Here is a 15,495-nt window from a genome sequence, read left to right as displayed (position 1 = left end):
CTTTGCAAAGGTTGATAAGATGATTTAAGATGTTGTTCAATGTGTTGTTTTGAGCGTTTATTATTTAGGGGCATAGTTCAGTTGGTAGAACGTCGGTCTCCAAAACCGAATGTCGTGGGTTCAAGTCCTGCTGCCCCTGTTATATACAGATAAGTTATTCAATATATAGAATCAATTTTATCTGGCCTAGTGGTTCAGTTGGTTAGAACGCCGGCCTGTCACGCCGGAGGTCGAGGGTTCGAGTCCCTTCTGGGTCGTTAGTTGCAAAACTAATTTTTTTTTAATATTCCCAGGGCGCATAGCTCAGCTGGGAGAGCACCTGCCTTACAAGCAGGGGGTCACAGGTTCGAGCCCTGTTGCGCCCATTATATTTTACAATTTAATAATATGGCGGAGTAGCTCAGATGGCTAGAGCATACGGTTCATACCCGTAGTGTCAACGGTTCGACTCCGTTCTCCGCTACTAAAAAAACTTATAACATATAGTTATAAGTTTTTTTAGTGTAAAAATATTTCTTATAATAATAAGAGTACATCTAAGAAAACTATAAATAATTTAGTTTCATAGTATATTATATTTTTAATATAATATTATTATAGTACAAACAATATATATCATCTATTAGATCATTTTCATGATTACCAAATACTCCCATTATACGACTAAAAATACATACATAATCAAACAAATTGGAACAAACCACATTAATTATCTAAATAATACTACGTAATACAACATAAAAACAAAAATAAAAACAATAATGTTTTAAATACAAAATATTCACTAATTAGCTTTACAATTGCAAAAAAAAACAATATAATTAATATATGATAATACTTATATTCATGTATTATCATAAATACTTTTTAATATGCATTATAATTACATAAATTTATAACAGATATATATATAATAGGTTGGCTAAGAGCCTATATTATTATCTTAAGAACCGGTCTAATCGTAAAAGATGATAATAACTAAAACATAAAATCTTAGCTGGAATATATAAAAAGGAGGAGTAATATGAAGAATATTACAAAGATAGTTTCAATTTGTTTTCTTATTTTATGTTTGACGCTAAGCTTAACTGCTTGTAAGGGGGAAGAAAAAACAACAATAAAAGAAAACGATGGGGGAGATGCAACAGTTACTGAAGATAATGATAAAGAGAAAGAACCAAAAGAAAAGAAAACTAAATATGATACATTAGTTTTGGGTTCATCAGATTTTAATGCTGTTTTTAGCCCATACTTTTCTACAACTGCATATGACAGTACGATAACAGAACGTACACAGGAAAGATTAATATCCAATAATCGTCTTGGTGAGCCTGATTCTAATTTAGCTATATATGAAACACCAAAAGAAATCAAAGATGATGATGGTAATATAATGACAGTATATAGATTTAAACTTCAAGATAACTTAAAGTTTAGCGATGGAGAACCAATAACAGCTGATGATATTATATTTACATATAAAATATTATGTGATCCTAAATATGATGGAGCTTCAACTATATATACAACTCCAATTCTAGGAATAAATGAATATCGTTATGATGATCCTAATTATGCAGAAGTTATAGAAGGATTTAAAGCTAGCTCAAAAGATGTAACTAAAGAAGAAGTTGAAGCACGTATGATATCTGCATATGAATCTTATGGAGCAGAAGTTATTGATGGATATACAGGTTTTGATAATCCTGATGGTTTAGAAGGAGATGACTTGAAAAAAGCATCTATAGCTAAATTTATTGAAGTAGAAACAGGTTGTTGTTATGGTGATTATGAAGAAGAAGCTATAGAAATGAAATTCAAAGAGCTTGAAAAAGGATACATTGAAGAGAATTTAGCTAGTGGAAATATTAAGGTTCCTGATATTGAAGGTATTAAAAAAGTTGATGAGTTAACTGTTGAAGTCACTATTGAAGGAGTAGATCCAAAAGCCATCTGGAATCTTGGTGCCATTGAAGTTACTCCAGAACATTATTATGGCGAAGGATATAAAAAAGGTGATTTAACAAAAGTAAAAGAGAAAAATGATAAGCCAATGGGTGCTGGTGCATACACATTTGAAAAGTTTGAAAATAATGTTGTAACCTTTAGAGCTAATAAAAATTATTTTAAAGGTGAACCAAAAATCAAAAACATAAAATACCAAGTTGTATCAAGTTCTAATAAGCTTGAAACTGTAACTCTAGGAGAAGTTGATATTTCTGATCCAACAGCAAGTCCTGAAATGGTACAAAATGTTAAAGATGCAGGAATTCATTATGAATTAATAGAAAATCTAGGTTATGGATATATCGGTATTAATGCTGAAAGGATTACAGATAAAAATGTAAGAAAAGGCTTAATGCATCTTATGAATAGAGAACCAGCAATTAATACTTATTATGGCGAGTTAGCTAGTATAATAGAAAGACCTATGTCCAGGGTTTCATGGGCTTATCCAGAAAATGCAGAACCTTATTATGAATTCAGCGCTGATAAAGCTCTTGAATGTTTTGAAGCAGCTGGTTATAAACAAGTAGATAAAAGCGGTAGTAAAGTATTAGAAAAAGATGGTAAACAATTAAGGGTTGAAATTGGTATAAGTGGAGATGGTATCATGGACCATCCATCAGCTCCTATCTTGACTCAAATGAAAGAGGAAATGGAAAAATTAGGTGCTGTATTAGATATATCTGATGTTGATGGTTCTATACTATTTGAAAGACTGGATGCTAAAGAATGGGATATGTGGGTAGCTGCATGGGATGCAACTATTGATCCTGATATGTATCAAACTTATCATAGTGGTGGACCTAGTAACCATTATTGCATAAAAGATGAAGAATTAGATCAAATAATTCTTGATGCAAGATCAACAAATGATATTGAGAAAAGAAAAGAGTACTATTCAAAAGCTCTTGATATCATCATGGATGAAGCAGTAGAAATGCCAGTTTATCAACGTAAGAATATGTTTATATTCAATCCAGAAGTAATTGACATTGAAACATTACCTAAAGATATGACACCATTCTATGCATATTTCAGAGAAATAGAGACTTTAGAATTAAAATAATAAATTATACATTTGCAGCCTTCGGGCTGCAAATCATATCTTAATTATAATATAAGTTGAAAGGATGGTGGAATAATTTTGAGACAATATATTATACGAAGATTATTCGTTTGTATATTTATTTTACTAGGAGTTTCTATACTAATCTATACTTTAATAAGAGTAATGCCAGGTGATTATGTTCAAACTATAACTGCAGGAAATCCAAATGTTACAGAAGAAATGAAAATATCCCTTAGGAAATTATATGGGACAGAAACAAATATAGTTAAAGGGTACATAGGTTGGTTAGGTAAAGCTATTAAGGGAGATTTCGGAGAGTCTTTCTTATATAAACAACCAGTCAGCGAAGTAATAAAAAGTAAAATGTGGACATCCTTTACAATTGCATTCATTGCTTACATATTACAAATGATAATAGCCATACCCCTTGGTATAATATCCGCAACAAAACAATATTCAAAATTGGATTATGGTGTAACAATATTTGCATTCATTGGTATTTCATTACCAAGTTTCTTCTTTGCAGCTATACTTCAAAGAATTTTTGCTTTTGGATTGGGATGGGTACCATTACAAGGTATGATAACGGCTAGAATGGATTATACCGGTTGGGCACTGATTAAGGACAAGGCATGGCATTTTATACTACCTATTGTGGTATTAGCATTCTTAAGCATAGGAAGTCTTATGAGATATGCAAGAACAAACATGCTTGAAGTATTAAATGCTGATTATATAAGAACAGCTAGGGCAAAAGGATTAAGTGAAAGGAAAGTTATATATAAACATGCTTTCAGAAATACTTTAATACCTATTGTAACTATGCTAGGTGGTTTATTACCATCATTATTCTCAGGTGCTATTATTACAGAACAGATTTTTGCTATTGATGGATTAGGTTTTACAGCTTTTAAAGCTCTAAAATCAGGAGATATAAATTACATGATGGGATTTCTTACATTCTCTGCTATTTTAACACTTCTGGGAACCCTGCTAGCAGATATTTTATATGGTGTTGCAGATCCTAGGGTAAGATTAAAATAATTGGAGAGGGGAGAAAATCATGTTAGAAAAATCAAAAATAGATATTGAAAATGAACAAATTACTAATAATGATAGAGAAATCGTTGTTGACAAAATAATTACACCAGGGCAGCTGGTAATGAAACGTTTTGTAAGAAATAAATTAGCCATTATAGGTATGGTTATACTTGTTTCTATGTTTTTAATAAGTTTTATAGGTCCTTTTTTTTCGCCATATGGTGAATATCAAATATTTTTTCAAAAGGACGGTGCTGAATTAACAGAGGACATTGTAAATTATGAGGATGAAAATATAAAAGTATTGATTAAAGCACCACCTTCAAGTAAACATTGGCTAGGTACTGATAGAGATGGTCGTGATACTTTTACCAGGTTGATGTATGGAGGAAGAATTTCATTAGTTATAGGATTTGTAGTTGTAGCAATTGAGTTGTTCTTTGGTATTATTTTAGGAGGTATTGCAGGATATTTTGGAGGAGTTACAGATAATATCATAATGCGTATAGTTGATATATTCTTCTGTATACCTTTTCTACCTATCGTACTTATTTTAAGTTCAGCATTAATTACTTTAGATGTGGATGGGTCAAAAAAAATATATTATCTAATGTTAGTATTAGGAATTTTGGGATGGGCAGGAGTAGCTAGGTTGGTTCGTGGACAGATTCTAAGTCTCAGGGAACAAGAGTTCATGATTGCTACTGAAGCTATTGGATTAAAGCCAAGAAAAAGAATTTTTAAACATCTTATTCCTAATGTAATGCCTCAACTAATCGTTATAGCTACACTAGGAGTTGGTGGAATAATACTTACAGAATCGGGATTAAGTTTCTTGGGATTTGGTGTTCCATTTCCTTTTGCGTCTTGGGGTAATATGGTTAGTGCAGTAACAGACCCTATCATTTTGAAAGGATATTTATATATTTGGATTCCACCTGGAATCTGTATATTAACTACAGTTATGGGATTTAACTTTGTTGGTGATGGATTGAGAGATGCATTTGATCCTAAAATGAGAAGGTAGGTGGTGACAAAGTGGATAGTAAAACTGAGAGTAAAAAATATTTCAAACAAGTATCAAAAACCAATAAAAGTGTTATAAAAAAATATAATAAAAATAAAAAGAAAAAGAATATACCCCTTAGTCAGTACAGTACCAGCATGAGAGATAAGAATAACCTGATTGAAATTGATAATCTAAAGACTTTTTTCTATACTGATATGGGAACAGTTAAAGCTGTTAATGGAATAAGCTATAACATTCCAAGAGGCAAGACAGTTGCTATTGTAGGTGAGTCAGGTTGTGGAAAATCAGTAAGTAGTCTATCACTTATGCGCCTAATTCAAGGATCTGTTGGTCAAATTGTAGAAGGTGAAATAAGATTCAATATAGGAGATCATGCTATTGATTTAACTAAAACTCCTATTAAGAAAATGCAAAGTATTCGTGGCAATGATATAGCTATGATTTTTCAAGAGCCAATGACTAGTTTGAATCCTGTATTCAGAATTGGTAATCAGATCAATGAAGTCATAGAACTGCATAACAGTGATATGGATAAGAAAGAAGTAAAAGAGAAATCAATTAATATGTTAAAGTTAGTTGGAATACCTAGAGCAGAGGGAATATACGATTCATATCCCCATGAATTGTCTGGAGGAATGCGTCAAAGAGTCATGATTGCAATGGCGTTGGCATGTGATCCAAAGATGATAATTGCTGATGAACCAACGACTGCTTTGGATGTAACTATTCAAGCTCAAATACTTGACTTATTAAGAGATCTAAAAGATAAAATTGATGCCAGTATTCTATTGATTACTCATGATCTAGGTGTTGTTGCTGAAATGGCTGATTATGTAATAGTTATGTATGCTGGTCGTATTGTAGAACAAGGTACTGCTGAAGATATATACCTGAATCCAAAACATCCTTATACAATTGGATTGTTAAAAAGTAAGCCAGTAGTAAATAAATATGTGGACCGTTTGTATACTATACCAGGATCTGTACCTAACCCAATAGCTATGCCAAATCATTGCTTCTTCAAGGATAGATGTAATTCATGCATCAATAAATGTGAAGGTGAGTATCCTTCCTATAATAATGTAAGTGATACACATAAAGTGGCATGTTGGCTATATGAGAGGGGGAGGAAAAAATGACAGATACAATACTGGAAGTCAATAATCTGGTAAAATATTTTCCTATTAAAGCTGGATTATTGCAAAAAGTGGTAGGCCATGTAAAAGCTGTTGATGGAGTATCATTTGAATTAAAAGAGGGTAAAACTTTTGGCTTAGTAGGAGAATCAGGTTGTGGTAAAACTACCGTTGGTAGAACTTTATTAAGATTAACTGAACCTACAGACGGAGAAGTCATATACAATGGAGAAAACATTTTTAAGTTGAAGCAGAAACAAATGCGAAAGTTAAGACCAGAATTGCAGATAATATTCCAAGATCCATATAGTTCTCTTAGCCCTAGATTACCAATAGGTGAAATTGTTGGTGAAGGTGTAAAAGAACATAATGTCGTTTTGAAAGAAGAGTATAAAGACTACATAATAAAAATAATTGAAGAATGTGGTTTGCAGAGTTATCACATTGATAGATATCCACATGAATTTTCTGGTGGACAACGTCAGAGAATCTGTATTGCCAGAGCATTGGCACTTAATCCAAAAGTGATTATAGCTGATGAGCCTGTATCAGCATTAGACGTCTCTATCCAGGCTCAGATTATCAATTTGTTGAAGGATATTCAAGAAGAGAGAGGATTGGCATATGTATTTATTTCTCACGATTTATCAGTAGTTGAACATATCGCTGATGAAGTAGGAGTTATGTATCTAGGTAACTTGGTAGAGAAATCAGATAGGGATGAAATATTTAAGAATCCATTACATCCTTATACTAAAGCGTTATTCAGTGCTGTACCTGTACCTGATCCTACTCTTAAGAAAAAAAGGATTATACTACAAGGTGAAATACCTTCTCCAGCAAATCCTCCAAAAGGATGTAAATTCTGTACAAGATGTTCTTGTGTAGAAAAAATCTGTAGAGAAGAAGCTCCTGAGTATAAAGATATTGGTAATAACCATTATGTTGCCTGTCATCTTTATGATTAGGTAGGTGATACATATGAAAGAGCAGTTTAATGACAATGATATTACTATTGCTGATATGAATGTTCCTGGTATGCCATGGTATAGGAAAAGGAGCAAAGTATCAAGTAAAGTAAGAGTTTCACTTAATAGAAGAGAAAGATGGGCTGCTATGATAGGTGTTTTTGAAGCTATATTGCCTATTATTATGATTTATGCTGCAGGAATTCTCCTTATATTTTTATTTATATATTTTATATGGTTATGATTAAAAGGTGGATATGTTTATCCGCCTTTTAATCATATATAATTACATTTTTGAAGTATTAACATAGTAGTTAAAATTATTGAGAAATAAATGGTTATAGTTAAGCAAATTTGATTAAAAGTTAAGTTGATTTCTCTAATATTACTGAATAACTTTATTTTTTTATACAAGAAACGGTAGAACAATAAACCAATTATAATACTAACTATATATAGTAAGCTTTTTATGAAATATCCATCTACTGTTATATGTAGATTTACATTAAAAAGGAATTTTATTAACCTAATACCCAGTATACCTCCTAAGAAACATAAAGTTCCTAGTAGGGATATTGCTATTTTTTGATTGAAAGATGGTGAATATTTTTTACCATCATAAGAACCCTTGAACATGCTAAGATACTTTACAAAAGATAAAATAGTACCAAGATTAATAAGTATTAATCCATAATCCAGTAAACCGCTGTAACTACCTTTTTGGATTAGATATTTAGAGATACTACCGTTGAAAAAAGGAGCTCCAGTTATACCTAGTATAGCCATAAAAGTAAAAATACTAACAAAAGGCATCCGCTTGAAGACGCCTCTAATCTGACGTATATCCCTAGTTTCATATTCTTCAATAATAATACCTGCTGTTAAAAATAATACCGATTTAAAAATCGCATGGTTAATGATATGATAAATACTGCCCCAGTAACTATATGTGTTATTAAGACTCAAACCAAAAATAATGAGACCAATTTGACTTATAGTATGATAAGAAAGAATTAGTTTTATGTCTATTTGAGATAATGCAAAAATAAATCCGACTACAGCAGTCAAAAATCCCATAATAAGGAATATGGTACTTGTATCAAATGCAGGAGAAAACATATCCTGAATTCTAAAAAATAGATAAACTCCACATTTAACATATAACCCTGATAATATAGCTGAAACAATTGAAGGGGATGAGTGGGTTCCATGAGCTCTAGGCAGCCAGCTGAATAATGGCATAACTGCTGATTTTAGGCTTATAGCAGTTATGATTAAGCTATAAGGTAGTATCAATGATTTTATATCGGTAACTTTAACCATTCTATCCTGGATGATTGTAATATCCAGAGAACCAAAAATTTTGTATATGTATCCAGTACCTATGAGAAAAAAAGTCATAGCTACGATATTTATAAGTAGATACAGCATGCCGTCATATATTGACCTACTATCTTTTTTGAACATAATAAGGATACTAACAACAATAGTTGATACTTCTATAAGAACATATAGATTAAATAGATCCATTGATAGGAAAATACCATTTATCAAACCTTGAAGTATCAAAAATAAAAATAAAAACAAATTATTCATATAGTGCTTTCTAAAATTATATATTATCATACATGTGAAGAGGAATATTGTAAGCATAACAAAAACAGAAGATATAATATCAGCCTTTAGTGCAATACCTACACCAGCTTTATAGTTGCCTATAATACTGGTTATTGGACTATTACTTTTTATATAGGTAAAATTAATAACACTACATACAAAAAGAATTAGTTGAGATATTAGTATCAAAAGCTTATTGTATTTAGTTTTGAATAGATAGGATATTGATGCAATTATAATTGGTAGTAAAATAAAAAAATATAGTTGTATCATATATTCTCTCCTCTTTTTTTAGTAGCTTTGTACCAGTTGGTTGTACCATAACGGTGATATAGTGTGATGAACATAGTGAGACTAACTGCTGTTATAGAAATACCTATTACAACTGCTGTAATCATCAAAGCTTGAGGTAATGGGTCAGAAGTAACTTTTTCTATATTTTCACCAATAGGTGGGATAGAATTATTTGTATAATTTATTGTTAGAAAAAATAGAATTATGCCAGATTGAATAATTCCCATAGAAATAATTGTCTTTATTATATTACGTCGAGCCAAAAGACCGTACATACCTATAAAAAATAATGCTATACCTATAGTTTCACCATTTATTATATTATTCATATCACAAACCTCCTTTTTCCATATTATCTACTTTCAAAAAGTACAAATCTAAAGAAAATTATACTTAGACCACAATAAACTTTAGTCGCAATCAAGATGTTCATGACTATAAGATATATTTCGTTGACTAGTAGAATAGAGCTTCCATTTAAATGAATTACAAATATGGTTACGATTAATATGATACAGAGAAAAAGGATTTTCTCGATTTTTTGTAATCTTGATAATGACACTTCTAATTCAGGATTTATAATATATTGAATTATAAATGTTGAGCTGATAATTGCACCACCTTGAAAACCACCACCAGGAGTGCTATGACCATTTATTGTAATATATATACCAAATAAAAATATGATGGGGTACAATACTCCCAACGATTTCATAAGAAGTTCAGATCTGCTTCTCATAACCTACCTCCTTAATAATCTCCTTCATGTCTAGAGAAGTAGATTATACCTATAATACTTATCAATAATAGTAAAGTTTCAAATATTGTATCGAATACTCTATAATTCAAGTATATTGATGTAACGACATTAATACTGCCAGTCTCTCTATAGCTATTTTTAATGTAATAGTGGAGTACATCAGTGGCGTTATCTATGGGTATGATATCAAAAGATATACACAGGAAAAAAAGTAATATCAAATATATAGCTATTGATTTTCTTCTCATAATAACGAATCTCCTTCATCTTCAACAATGTAATCATGATTAACATTAATGCTGCTGTTTATATCAATATAGCTAATTAAATCATCAAAATGATAATTTGATTTATCACCATAAATAGTTGTGCTGGTTACATTATGCTGTACAATTACATCGTAGGGGTAATCATTAACTATTTCTTCAATGCTTTTATCTGATATGACAATATCAAGTTCAAGTTCTTTTTCATAGGAGTAGTTACCTAATGTTTTACACAAAGCATTTTTTTGTATGATGGAAATAGTATCTTTGGGTTTTTCAATAATATAATATACTCTGAAAACTTTATATTTATTTAATGCAACCAGATATATGATAGTTGATAGTGTACAACCTATAACAGCTTCGGCAATAGCAACATCTGGTGCTTGGTATAATAGATAGCAAAAAGAACAGAGTAATGAAAAAACACATAAATATACAATTGCTCTTCTAAGTGTATTAGTTTGAACAGAGAGAACAGCTAATACCACTAATAGTATCAATGTAACTTCTAGCATTAGTCATCATCTCCTATCCGCAGGCCGCTAGTATATGCTCCTCTAGCAATAGTATGTGTCGCTAAAGGGTTCAAAAAAAGCATAAGCAAAAGTATAAGTACTGTTTTGAGGCTGAAGAAGCTAAAGCCTTTTATGAAAATAATACCTATAGTAATAGTTATGAATGAAGCGGTATCAATAACAGAAGATACTAATACCCTGGAATAAAAATTCTTGTATTTAAAAAGTCCTATAAATCCTATTAGCATGAATATAAGACCAATAGATATAATAATATATCCAATAGTAATAAGCATTAAATTTTCCCCTTTCCTTTTACAAATCTTGAAATGAATATTATGCCGATAAAACCTAGTAATGTATATACTATAGCGATATCAAGTAAATACGGTAGATTAAATAAAATTGAAAAGAGAAGTATCAATAGTATTATTTTTGCTGAAAACAGATTAAGTCCCAAAAGTCTATCCCAAATAGTTGGACCTTTAATTATTATTACTATACTTAATATAGATAATACTAACAAAAACGAAAATAAATAATAAATCAATGTTTCACTCCTTTTCTTAGTGCTTTCACAAGTTCCTTATTTATAATTTTATCAGATTTTTCAGGATATGTAGTTAATATCAATAGCTTATTACCTTTTCTGTTAACCGTAACAGTCCCCGGAGTTAGAGTTATTGCATTAGCTAAAAAAAATATTGACCATTCGTTGTTTAACGTTGTCTTAATAGGTACTAGTCTAGGACTAATATTTGAAGTAAATATTAACTTGAATATACTAAATGTTGATGAATAAATATCAATGAATAGTATAAAGATAAATCTAATGAACATAAAAAAAGATATATTTATACTGTGGAGAAATTGTGCACCTCCTGGTATATGACAACTTATAAAAACAGCAAAAGATGAAAAAAGAAACCCTTGAGCTACTGTAAGTATTGAAAAACTGCCACATAGAATGCACCAAATTACTGTAAGAAATAAAATAAAGATTTTGTGGTTGATAATATATTTCAAACTATTCCTCCTTCATTTAAGATACTATTATAATAACAAAAAGCATTATCATTTACAATATAATTTAAAAAATTATAATAATTATTCACTTTTATTTTTTAGCTAATTAAAATATATAAATTATATATTTTAGCTATCATCGCTGAAAACTTTACATAATAATATTAATGTGTTATATTGAGAAAAATTATAATTATATTTAATACGCATACGATTGGTGGTTAAGATGAATAATATTATTAGTTCAATTGAAGAAAATCCTATTATAGCAGCTATAAGAGACAGAGATGATATTGAAAAAGCTCTAGAATCTTCGGTTTCTACTATTTTTTTATTATATTCAGATATCTTTAATCTTAAGGAGCTGGTACATAAAATAAAATTAAGTAATAAAACGGTATTTGTTCATATGGATATGATTGAAGGAATGGGTAAAGACAACAAAGCTATAGATTACATATCACAGATAATAAAGCCCGACGGTATAATCAGTACTAGAAGCAATCACATAAAGTATGCAAGAGATAAAGGATTATTCACCATTCAAAGATTTTTTTTGATAGACAGTTTATCCTTTAAAACAACAGTTAAAACAGTAAAAGCTGTTAGACCTCATATGATTGAAGTTATGCCAGGTACTATACCTGCTACAATCCAAAAATTAAGTAATAAACTATCTGTTCCTATTATTGCGGGAGGGTTAATAGATACAAAAGAGGATATAATATCTGTTCTAAAAGTAGGAGCATTAGGTGTATCTGTAGGAAAGACTGATTTGTGGGATTTGTAGTAGGATTTTTTATTTTGCTCTTCCATTTTATCAGCATTTGTAGTATAATGAAATCAGATATTAAATTAATTAAATAAGTTCCATACAATTAGTTAAGTTTAAATGTAGGAGAATAGGAGTCACATTTAAATAGAGTTAGCTCTATTTATGCGTGGCTTTTTTTGTGTGTTTCTTATTATTTAATTACATTAATAATATAATGGAGGTCTTGATATGATTTATGATATTAGTATTATAGGTGCAGGAGTTACTGGTTCGCTAATAGCACGACAATTATCTAAGTATAATTTAAAGGTATGTCTACTGGATAAGGAATCAGACGTTGCTATGGGTACTAGTAAAGCAAATAGTGCAATTGTTCATGCAGGTTATGACGCAAAACCTGGTAGTTTAAAGGCTAAGCTCAATGTAAGAGGGAATGAAATGATGGGTGACATTGCAAAAGAATTATATGTGCCTTTTAAAAGAATCGGTTCTTTTGTAATAGCTTTTGATGAAAATGATATGGAACAGATTAATACCTTATATGATTATGGTATCAAAAACAATGTGCCTGATTTGAAGATATTAACTAAAGAAGAAGTTAGGGAAATGGAACCTAATATGTCAGATAAGGTAATTGGTGCATTACATGCTCCTACTGCTGGTATTGTATGTCCTTATGAATTAACCCTTGCAGTAGCTGAAAATGCTGTTGACAATGGAGTTGAATTAATTTTAGACTGTGCCATAAAAGATATTAATAAAGTAGATGATAATTTTGAACTTGATACTACTAGAGGTAAAATAGTAAGCAAGTATGTAATAAATGCAGCAGGTCTTTTCAGTGATGATATTTCAGCTATGGCAGGAGATGACAGTTTTAAGATTAATCCTAGAAAAGGGGAATATCTATTACTTGATAAGAGACAAGGAAATGTAGTGTACAAAGTTATTTTTCAGCCACCTACTGTAATGGGTAAAGGTATATTGGTTACACCAACTGTTGATGGAAACTTACTACTTGGACCAACAGCTGAAAATATCTTAGATAAAGACGACATTTCTACAACTAGTATAGGTTTAGATAAAGTTATTAAAGGAGCAGTTAAGTCTATACCATCAGTTAATACTAGGGATGTGATAACATCTTTTGCAGGTCTTAGAGCTTCATCATCTGTAGGAGACTTTGTTATTGAAAAATCAGAAAAAATAGATGGGCTTATTAATGTGGCTGGTATAGAGTCCCCAGGACTGTCAGCTGCTCCAGCCATAAGTGAATATGTTATGGAAATTCTTAAGTCTATGGATATCGAGTTAAAGGAAAAAGATGATTACATTAGTACTAGAAAGCCTGTTTATAGATTCCGTGAAATGGATGAAAGTGAAAGAGATGAATTAATTAAGAAAAATCCTCTATATGGAAATATAATATGCCGTTGTGAGACTATCACCGAAGGTGAAATAGTTGATTGTATTCACCGTTCTATTGGAGCTTCGAATTTAGATGCTGTAAAAAGAAGAACAAGAGCAGGTATGGGTAGATGTCAAGGCGGTTTCTGTACTCCAAGGGTTGTAGATATTATTGCAAGAGAACTTAATATACCTAAAGAGCAAGTAACGAAAATGGGTGGAAAATCTAAAGTACTTGTAGGTAAGACAAAATAGATTTATAGATATAATAAGTAAATAATGAATAATAATACTAAAATGAGGTGAATAACATATGAACACAGTTGATTTAGTTGTAATTGGTGGAGGACCAGCAGGTATGGCTGCTGCAATTGAGGCATATAAGAATGGTATTAATGACATTCTGATTATTGAAAGAGATAATGAGTTAGGTGGAATTTTACAACAATGTATTCATAATGGGTTTGGTCTTCATATATTTGGAGAAGAGCTAACTGGACCAGAATATGCAGATAGATTTGCAAAAGAAGTAGGAAAGTTAGGAATTCATTTCAAACTAAAAACCATGGTATTAAATATTAGTAAAGATAAAGTTGTTACAGTAGTAAATTCTTCAGACGGACTTCTTAATATAAAGGCCAAAGCTATTGTACTTGCTATGGGATGTAGAGAGAGAACAAGGGGAGCACTTAATATACCTGGTCTAAGACCAGCTGGTATATATACAGCAGGAGCTGCACAACGTTTCGTTAATATGGAAGGATACCTTCCTGGAAAAGAAGTAGTAATATTAGGTTCAGGAGATATTGGACTTATTATGGCTAGAAGAATGACTTTAGAGGGTGCCAAAGTCAAGATGGTATGTGAGTTGCTTCCTTATTCAGGAGGTTTGACAAGAAATATTGTACAATGTCTTGATGATTATGATATTCCTCTCAAATTAAGTCATACAGTTATTAATATTCATGGAAAAGAACGCTTAGAGGGTATAACCATAGCTAAGGTTGATCAAAATAGAAAGCCGATAAAAGAAACATATGAGTACGTATCCTGTGATACTCTATTGTTATCAGTTGGACTAATTCCTGAAAATGAGCTTTCACATGAATTAGGTATAAAAATGGATAGAGTCACATCAGGTCCTGTTGTTACAGAATCTATGGAAACATCTGTAGAAGGTGTATTTGCTTGTGGTAATGTAGTTCATGTTCATGACTTAGTGGATTTTGTTACTGCTGAAAGTAGATTAGCAGGAAGATGTGCCGCTAGATATATTAGCGATAACAAAAAAATAAAACAAGAAGATACAATCAAGACAATTGCTGGTGAGGGTATTAGATATGTAGTTCCACATTTAATTAATAAAGAATTAGTTCAAGATGAGAATAAGCTCTATTTTAGAGTAGTAGATGTTAAGAAGAATGTTAATATAGTATTAAAATCAAAAGGTAAGGTTATCTATTCTAAAAAAAGACCTAAGGTAGCTCCTGGAGAAATGGAAAGTATAAAATTAACTAATAAAATATTAGATGCCATGGCAGAAGGCGAAGATTTAGTAGTTATGTTGGAAAAACAGTAATT

The 15,495-nt window shown here is 30.9% G+C and carries 17 protein-coding genes and 4 tRNA genes; 13 read left to right on the top strand and 8 right to left on the bottom strand.

Annotation, left to right across the window (positions count from 1 at the left end; genetic code table 11):
• Positions 1-66 precede the first annotated feature (66 nt).
• The 10 genes from AACQ14_RS22150 (at position 67) to AACQ14_RS22105 (ending at position 7,495) form a co-directional block, all read left to right on the top strand.
• A tRNA-Trp gene (locus AACQ14_RS22150) sits at positions 67-139 on the top strand.
• Between the two features lie 44 nt (positions 140-183).
• Positions 184-257: transfer RNA gene (locus AACQ14_RS22145), tRNA-Asp, on the top strand.
• A 35-nt stretch (positions 258-292) separates the two neighbouring features.
• Positions 293-365 (top strand) — tRNA-Val (locus tag AACQ14_RS22140).
• Positions 366-389: 24 nt separating this feature from the next.
• A tRNA-Met gene (locus AACQ14_RS22135) sits at positions 390-463 on the top strand.
• 561 nt (positions 464-1,024) lie between these two features.
• Positions 1,025-3,073, top strand: coding sequence for an ABC transporter substrate-binding protein (locus tag AACQ14_RS22130; protein ID WP_339365742.1), 2,049 nt, complete (start codon positions 1,025-1,027; stop codon positions 3,071-3,073).
• A 78-nt stretch (positions 3,074-3,151) separates the two neighbouring features.
• Positions 3,152-4,120 carry an ABC transporter permease gene (locus tag AACQ14_RS22125; RefSeq protein ID WP_339365741.1) on the top strand — a complete coding sequence of 323 codons (969 nt, stop codon included), beginning with the start codon at positions 3,152-3,154 and terminating at the stop codon, positions 4,118-4,120.
• A gap of 19 nt (positions 4,121-4,139) precedes the next feature.
• A complete protein-coding gene (opp4C, locus tag AACQ14_RS22120; protein WP_339365740.1) occupies positions 4,140-5,144 on the top strand; it encodes an oligopeptide ABC transporter permease in 1,005 nt (334 codons plus the stop codon).
• Positions 5,145-5,155: 11 nt separating this feature from the next.
• Positions 5,156-6,286: an ABC transporter ATP-binding protein gene (locus AACQ14_RS22115; RefSeq protein ID WP_339365739.1), complete on the top strand. Its 1,131-nt coding sequence runs from the start codon at positions 5,156-5,158 to the stop codon at positions 6,284-6,286.
• Complete coding sequence (locus tag AACQ14_RS22110) at positions 6,283-7,251, top strand: ABC transporter ATP-binding protein (protein WP_339365738.1); 969 nt, start codon at positions 6,283-6,285, stop codon at positions 7,249-7,251. Before AACQ14_RS22115 ends, AACQ14_RS22110 begins: the two co-directional genes overlap by 4 nt.
• 13 nt (positions 7,252-7,264) lie before the next feature.
• Positions 7,265-7,495 carry a hypothetical protein gene (locus tag AACQ14_RS22105; RefSeq protein WP_339365737.1) on the top strand — a complete coding sequence of 77 codons (231 nt, stop codon included), beginning with the start codon at positions 7,265-7,267 and terminating at the stop codon, positions 7,493-7,495.
• A gap of 32 nt (positions 7,496-7,527) precedes the next feature.
• On the opposite strand, the gene AACQ14_RS22100 is transcribed toward AACQ14_RS22105, so the two are convergent.
• From AACQ14_RS22100 to AACQ14_RS22065, 8 genes are all read right to left on the bottom strand, one after another.
• Positions 7,528-9,141 carry a complex I subunit 5 family protein gene (locus tag AACQ14_RS22100; protein ID WP_339365736.1) on the bottom strand — a complete coding sequence of 538 codons (1,614 nt, stop codon included), beginning with the start codon at positions 9,139-9,141 and terminating at the stop codon, positions 7,528-7,530.
• The gene (locus tag AACQ14_RS22095; protein ID WP_339365735.1) at positions 9,138-9,491 is read right to left on the bottom strand and encodes a cation:proton antiporter subunit C; all 354 of its coding nucleotides are present in this window, start codon (positions 9,489-9,491) and stop codon (positions 9,138-9,140) included. Before AACQ14_RS22095 ends, AACQ14_RS22100 begins: the two co-directional genes overlap by 4 nt.
• Positions 9,492-9,514: 23 nt before the next feature.
• Entirely contained in the window at positions 9,515-9,901 is a 387-nt protein-coding gene (locus tag AACQ14_RS22090; protein WP_339365734.1) for an MnhB domain-containing protein, read from the bottom strand.
• Between the two features lie 11 nt (positions 9,902-9,912).
• Positions 9,913-10,170 (bottom strand): hydrogen gas-evolving membrane-bound hydrogenase subunit E, encoded by a 258-nt coding sequence (mbhE, locus tag AACQ14_RS22085; protein ID WP_339365733.1) that lies wholly within the window; start codon positions 10,168-10,170, stop codon positions 9,913-9,915.
• Entirely contained in the window at positions 10,167-10,706 is a 540-nt protein-coding gene (locus AACQ14_RS22080) for a DUF4040 domain-containing protein (RefSeq protein WP_339365732.1), read from the bottom strand. Before AACQ14_RS22080 ends, mbhE begins: the two co-directional genes overlap by 4 nt.
• Positions 10,706-11,002, bottom strand: coding sequence for a monovalent cation/H(+) antiporter subunit G (locus AACQ14_RS22075; protein WP_339365731.1), 297 nt, complete (start codon positions 11,000-11,002; stop codon positions 10,706-10,708). Before AACQ14_RS22075 ends, AACQ14_RS22080 begins: the two co-directional genes overlap by 1 nt.
• On the bottom strand, positions 11,002-11,130 hold the full coding sequence (locus AACQ14_RS24780; protein WP_353514030.1) for an MrpF/PhaF family protein: 129 nt from the start codon (positions 11,128-11,130) through the stop codon (positions 11,002-11,004). Before AACQ14_RS24780 ends, AACQ14_RS22075 begins: the two co-directional genes overlap by 1 nt.
• A 122-nt stretch (positions 11,131-11,252) precedes the next feature.
• Complete coding sequence (locus tag AACQ14_RS22065) at positions 11,253-11,732, bottom strand: Na+/H+ antiporter subunit E (protein ID WP_339365729.1); 480 nt, start codon at positions 11,730-11,732, stop codon at positions 11,253-11,255.
• A 226-nt stretch (positions 11,733-11,958) separates the two neighbouring features.
• Between AACQ14_RS22065 and AACQ14_RS22060 the strand changes: the two genes are divergently transcribed.
• The 3 genes from AACQ14_RS22060 (at position 11,959) to AACQ14_RS22050 (ending at position 15,493) form a co-directional block, all read left to right on the top strand.
• Positions 11,959-12,522 (top strand): glycerol-3-phosphate responsive antiterminator, encoded by a 564-nt coding sequence (locus AACQ14_RS22060; protein WP_339365728.1) that lies wholly within the window; start codon positions 11,959-11,961, stop codon positions 12,520-12,522.
• 213 nt (positions 12,523-12,735) lie between these two features.
• Positions 12,736-14,169 carry an NAD(P)/FAD-dependent oxidoreductase gene (locus tag AACQ14_RS22055; RefSeq protein WP_339365727.1) on the top strand — a complete coding sequence of 478 codons (1,434 nt, stop codon included), beginning with the start codon at positions 12,736-12,738 and terminating at the stop codon, positions 14,167-14,169.
• Between the two features lie 58 nt (positions 14,170-14,227).
• Positions 14,228-15,493, top strand: a complete 1,266-nt coding sequence (locus AACQ14_RS22050; RefSeq protein WP_339365726.1) for an NAD(P)/FAD-dependent oxidoreductase — start codon at positions 14,228-14,230, stop codon at positions 15,491-15,493.
• Positions 15,494-15,495: the final 2 nt, after the last annotated feature.

This window comes from Vallitalea maricola (assembly GCF_036985595.1).
GTDB classification, from domain to species: Bacteria; Bacillota; Clostridia; order Lachnospirales; family Vallitaleaceae; genus Vallitalea; species Vallitalea maricola.
Note: the sequence above shows the minus strand (reverse complement) of the source record. Positions and strands in the feature narration are given on the sequence as shown.

Bases quoted from the DNA above. Each gene is read 5' to 3' on its own strand.
- AACQ14_RS22130 (WP_339365742.1), top strand. From the start codon at position 1,025: ATGAAGAATATTACAAAGATAGTTTCAATTTGTTTTCTTATTTTATGT.
- opp4C (WP_339365740.1), top strand. From the start codon at position 4,140: ATGTTAGAAAAATCAAAAATAGATATTGAAAATGAACAAATTACTAAT.
- AACQ14_RS22110 (WP_339365738.1), top strand. From the start codon at position 6,283: ATGACAGATACAATACTGGAAGTCAATAATCTGGTAAAATATTTTCCT.
- AACQ14_RS22105 (WP_339365737.1), top strand. From the start codon at position 7,265: ATGAAAGAGCAGTTTAATGACAATGATATTACTATTGCTGATATGAAT.
- AACQ14_RS22100 (WP_339365736.1), bottom strand. From the start codon at position 9,141: ATGATACAACTATATTTTTTTATTTTACTACCAATTATAATTGCATCA.
- AACQ14_RS22095 (WP_339365735.1), bottom strand. From the start codon at position 9,491: ATGAATAATATAATAAATGGTGAAACTATAGGTATAGCATTATTTTTT.
- AACQ14_RS22090 (WP_339365734.1), bottom strand. From the start codon at position 9,901: ATGAGAAGCAGATCTGAACTTCTTATGAAATCGTTGGGAGTATTGTAC.
- mbhE (WP_339365733.1), bottom strand. From the start codon at position 10,170: ATGAGAAGAAAATCAATAGCTATATATTTGATATTACTTTTTTTCCTG.
- AACQ14_RS22080 (WP_339365732.1), bottom strand. From the start codon at position 10,706: ATGCTAGAAGTTACATTGATACTATTAGTGGTATTAGCTGTTCTCTCT.
- AACQ14_RS22075 (WP_339365731.1), bottom strand. From the start codon at position 11,002: ATGCTTATTACTATTGGATATATTATTATATCTATTGGTCTTATATTC.
- AACQ14_RS22060 (WP_339365728.1), top strand. From the start codon at position 11,959: ATGAATAATATTATTAGTTCAATTGAAGAAAATCCTATTATAGCAGCT.
- AACQ14_RS22055 (WP_339365727.1), top strand. From the start codon at position 12,736: ATGATTTATGATATTAGTATTATAGGTGCAGGAGTTACTGGTTCGCTA.
- AACQ14_RS22050 (WP_339365726.1), top strand. From the start codon at position 14,228: ATGAACACAGTTGATTTAGTTGTAATTGGTGGAGGACCAGCAGGTATG.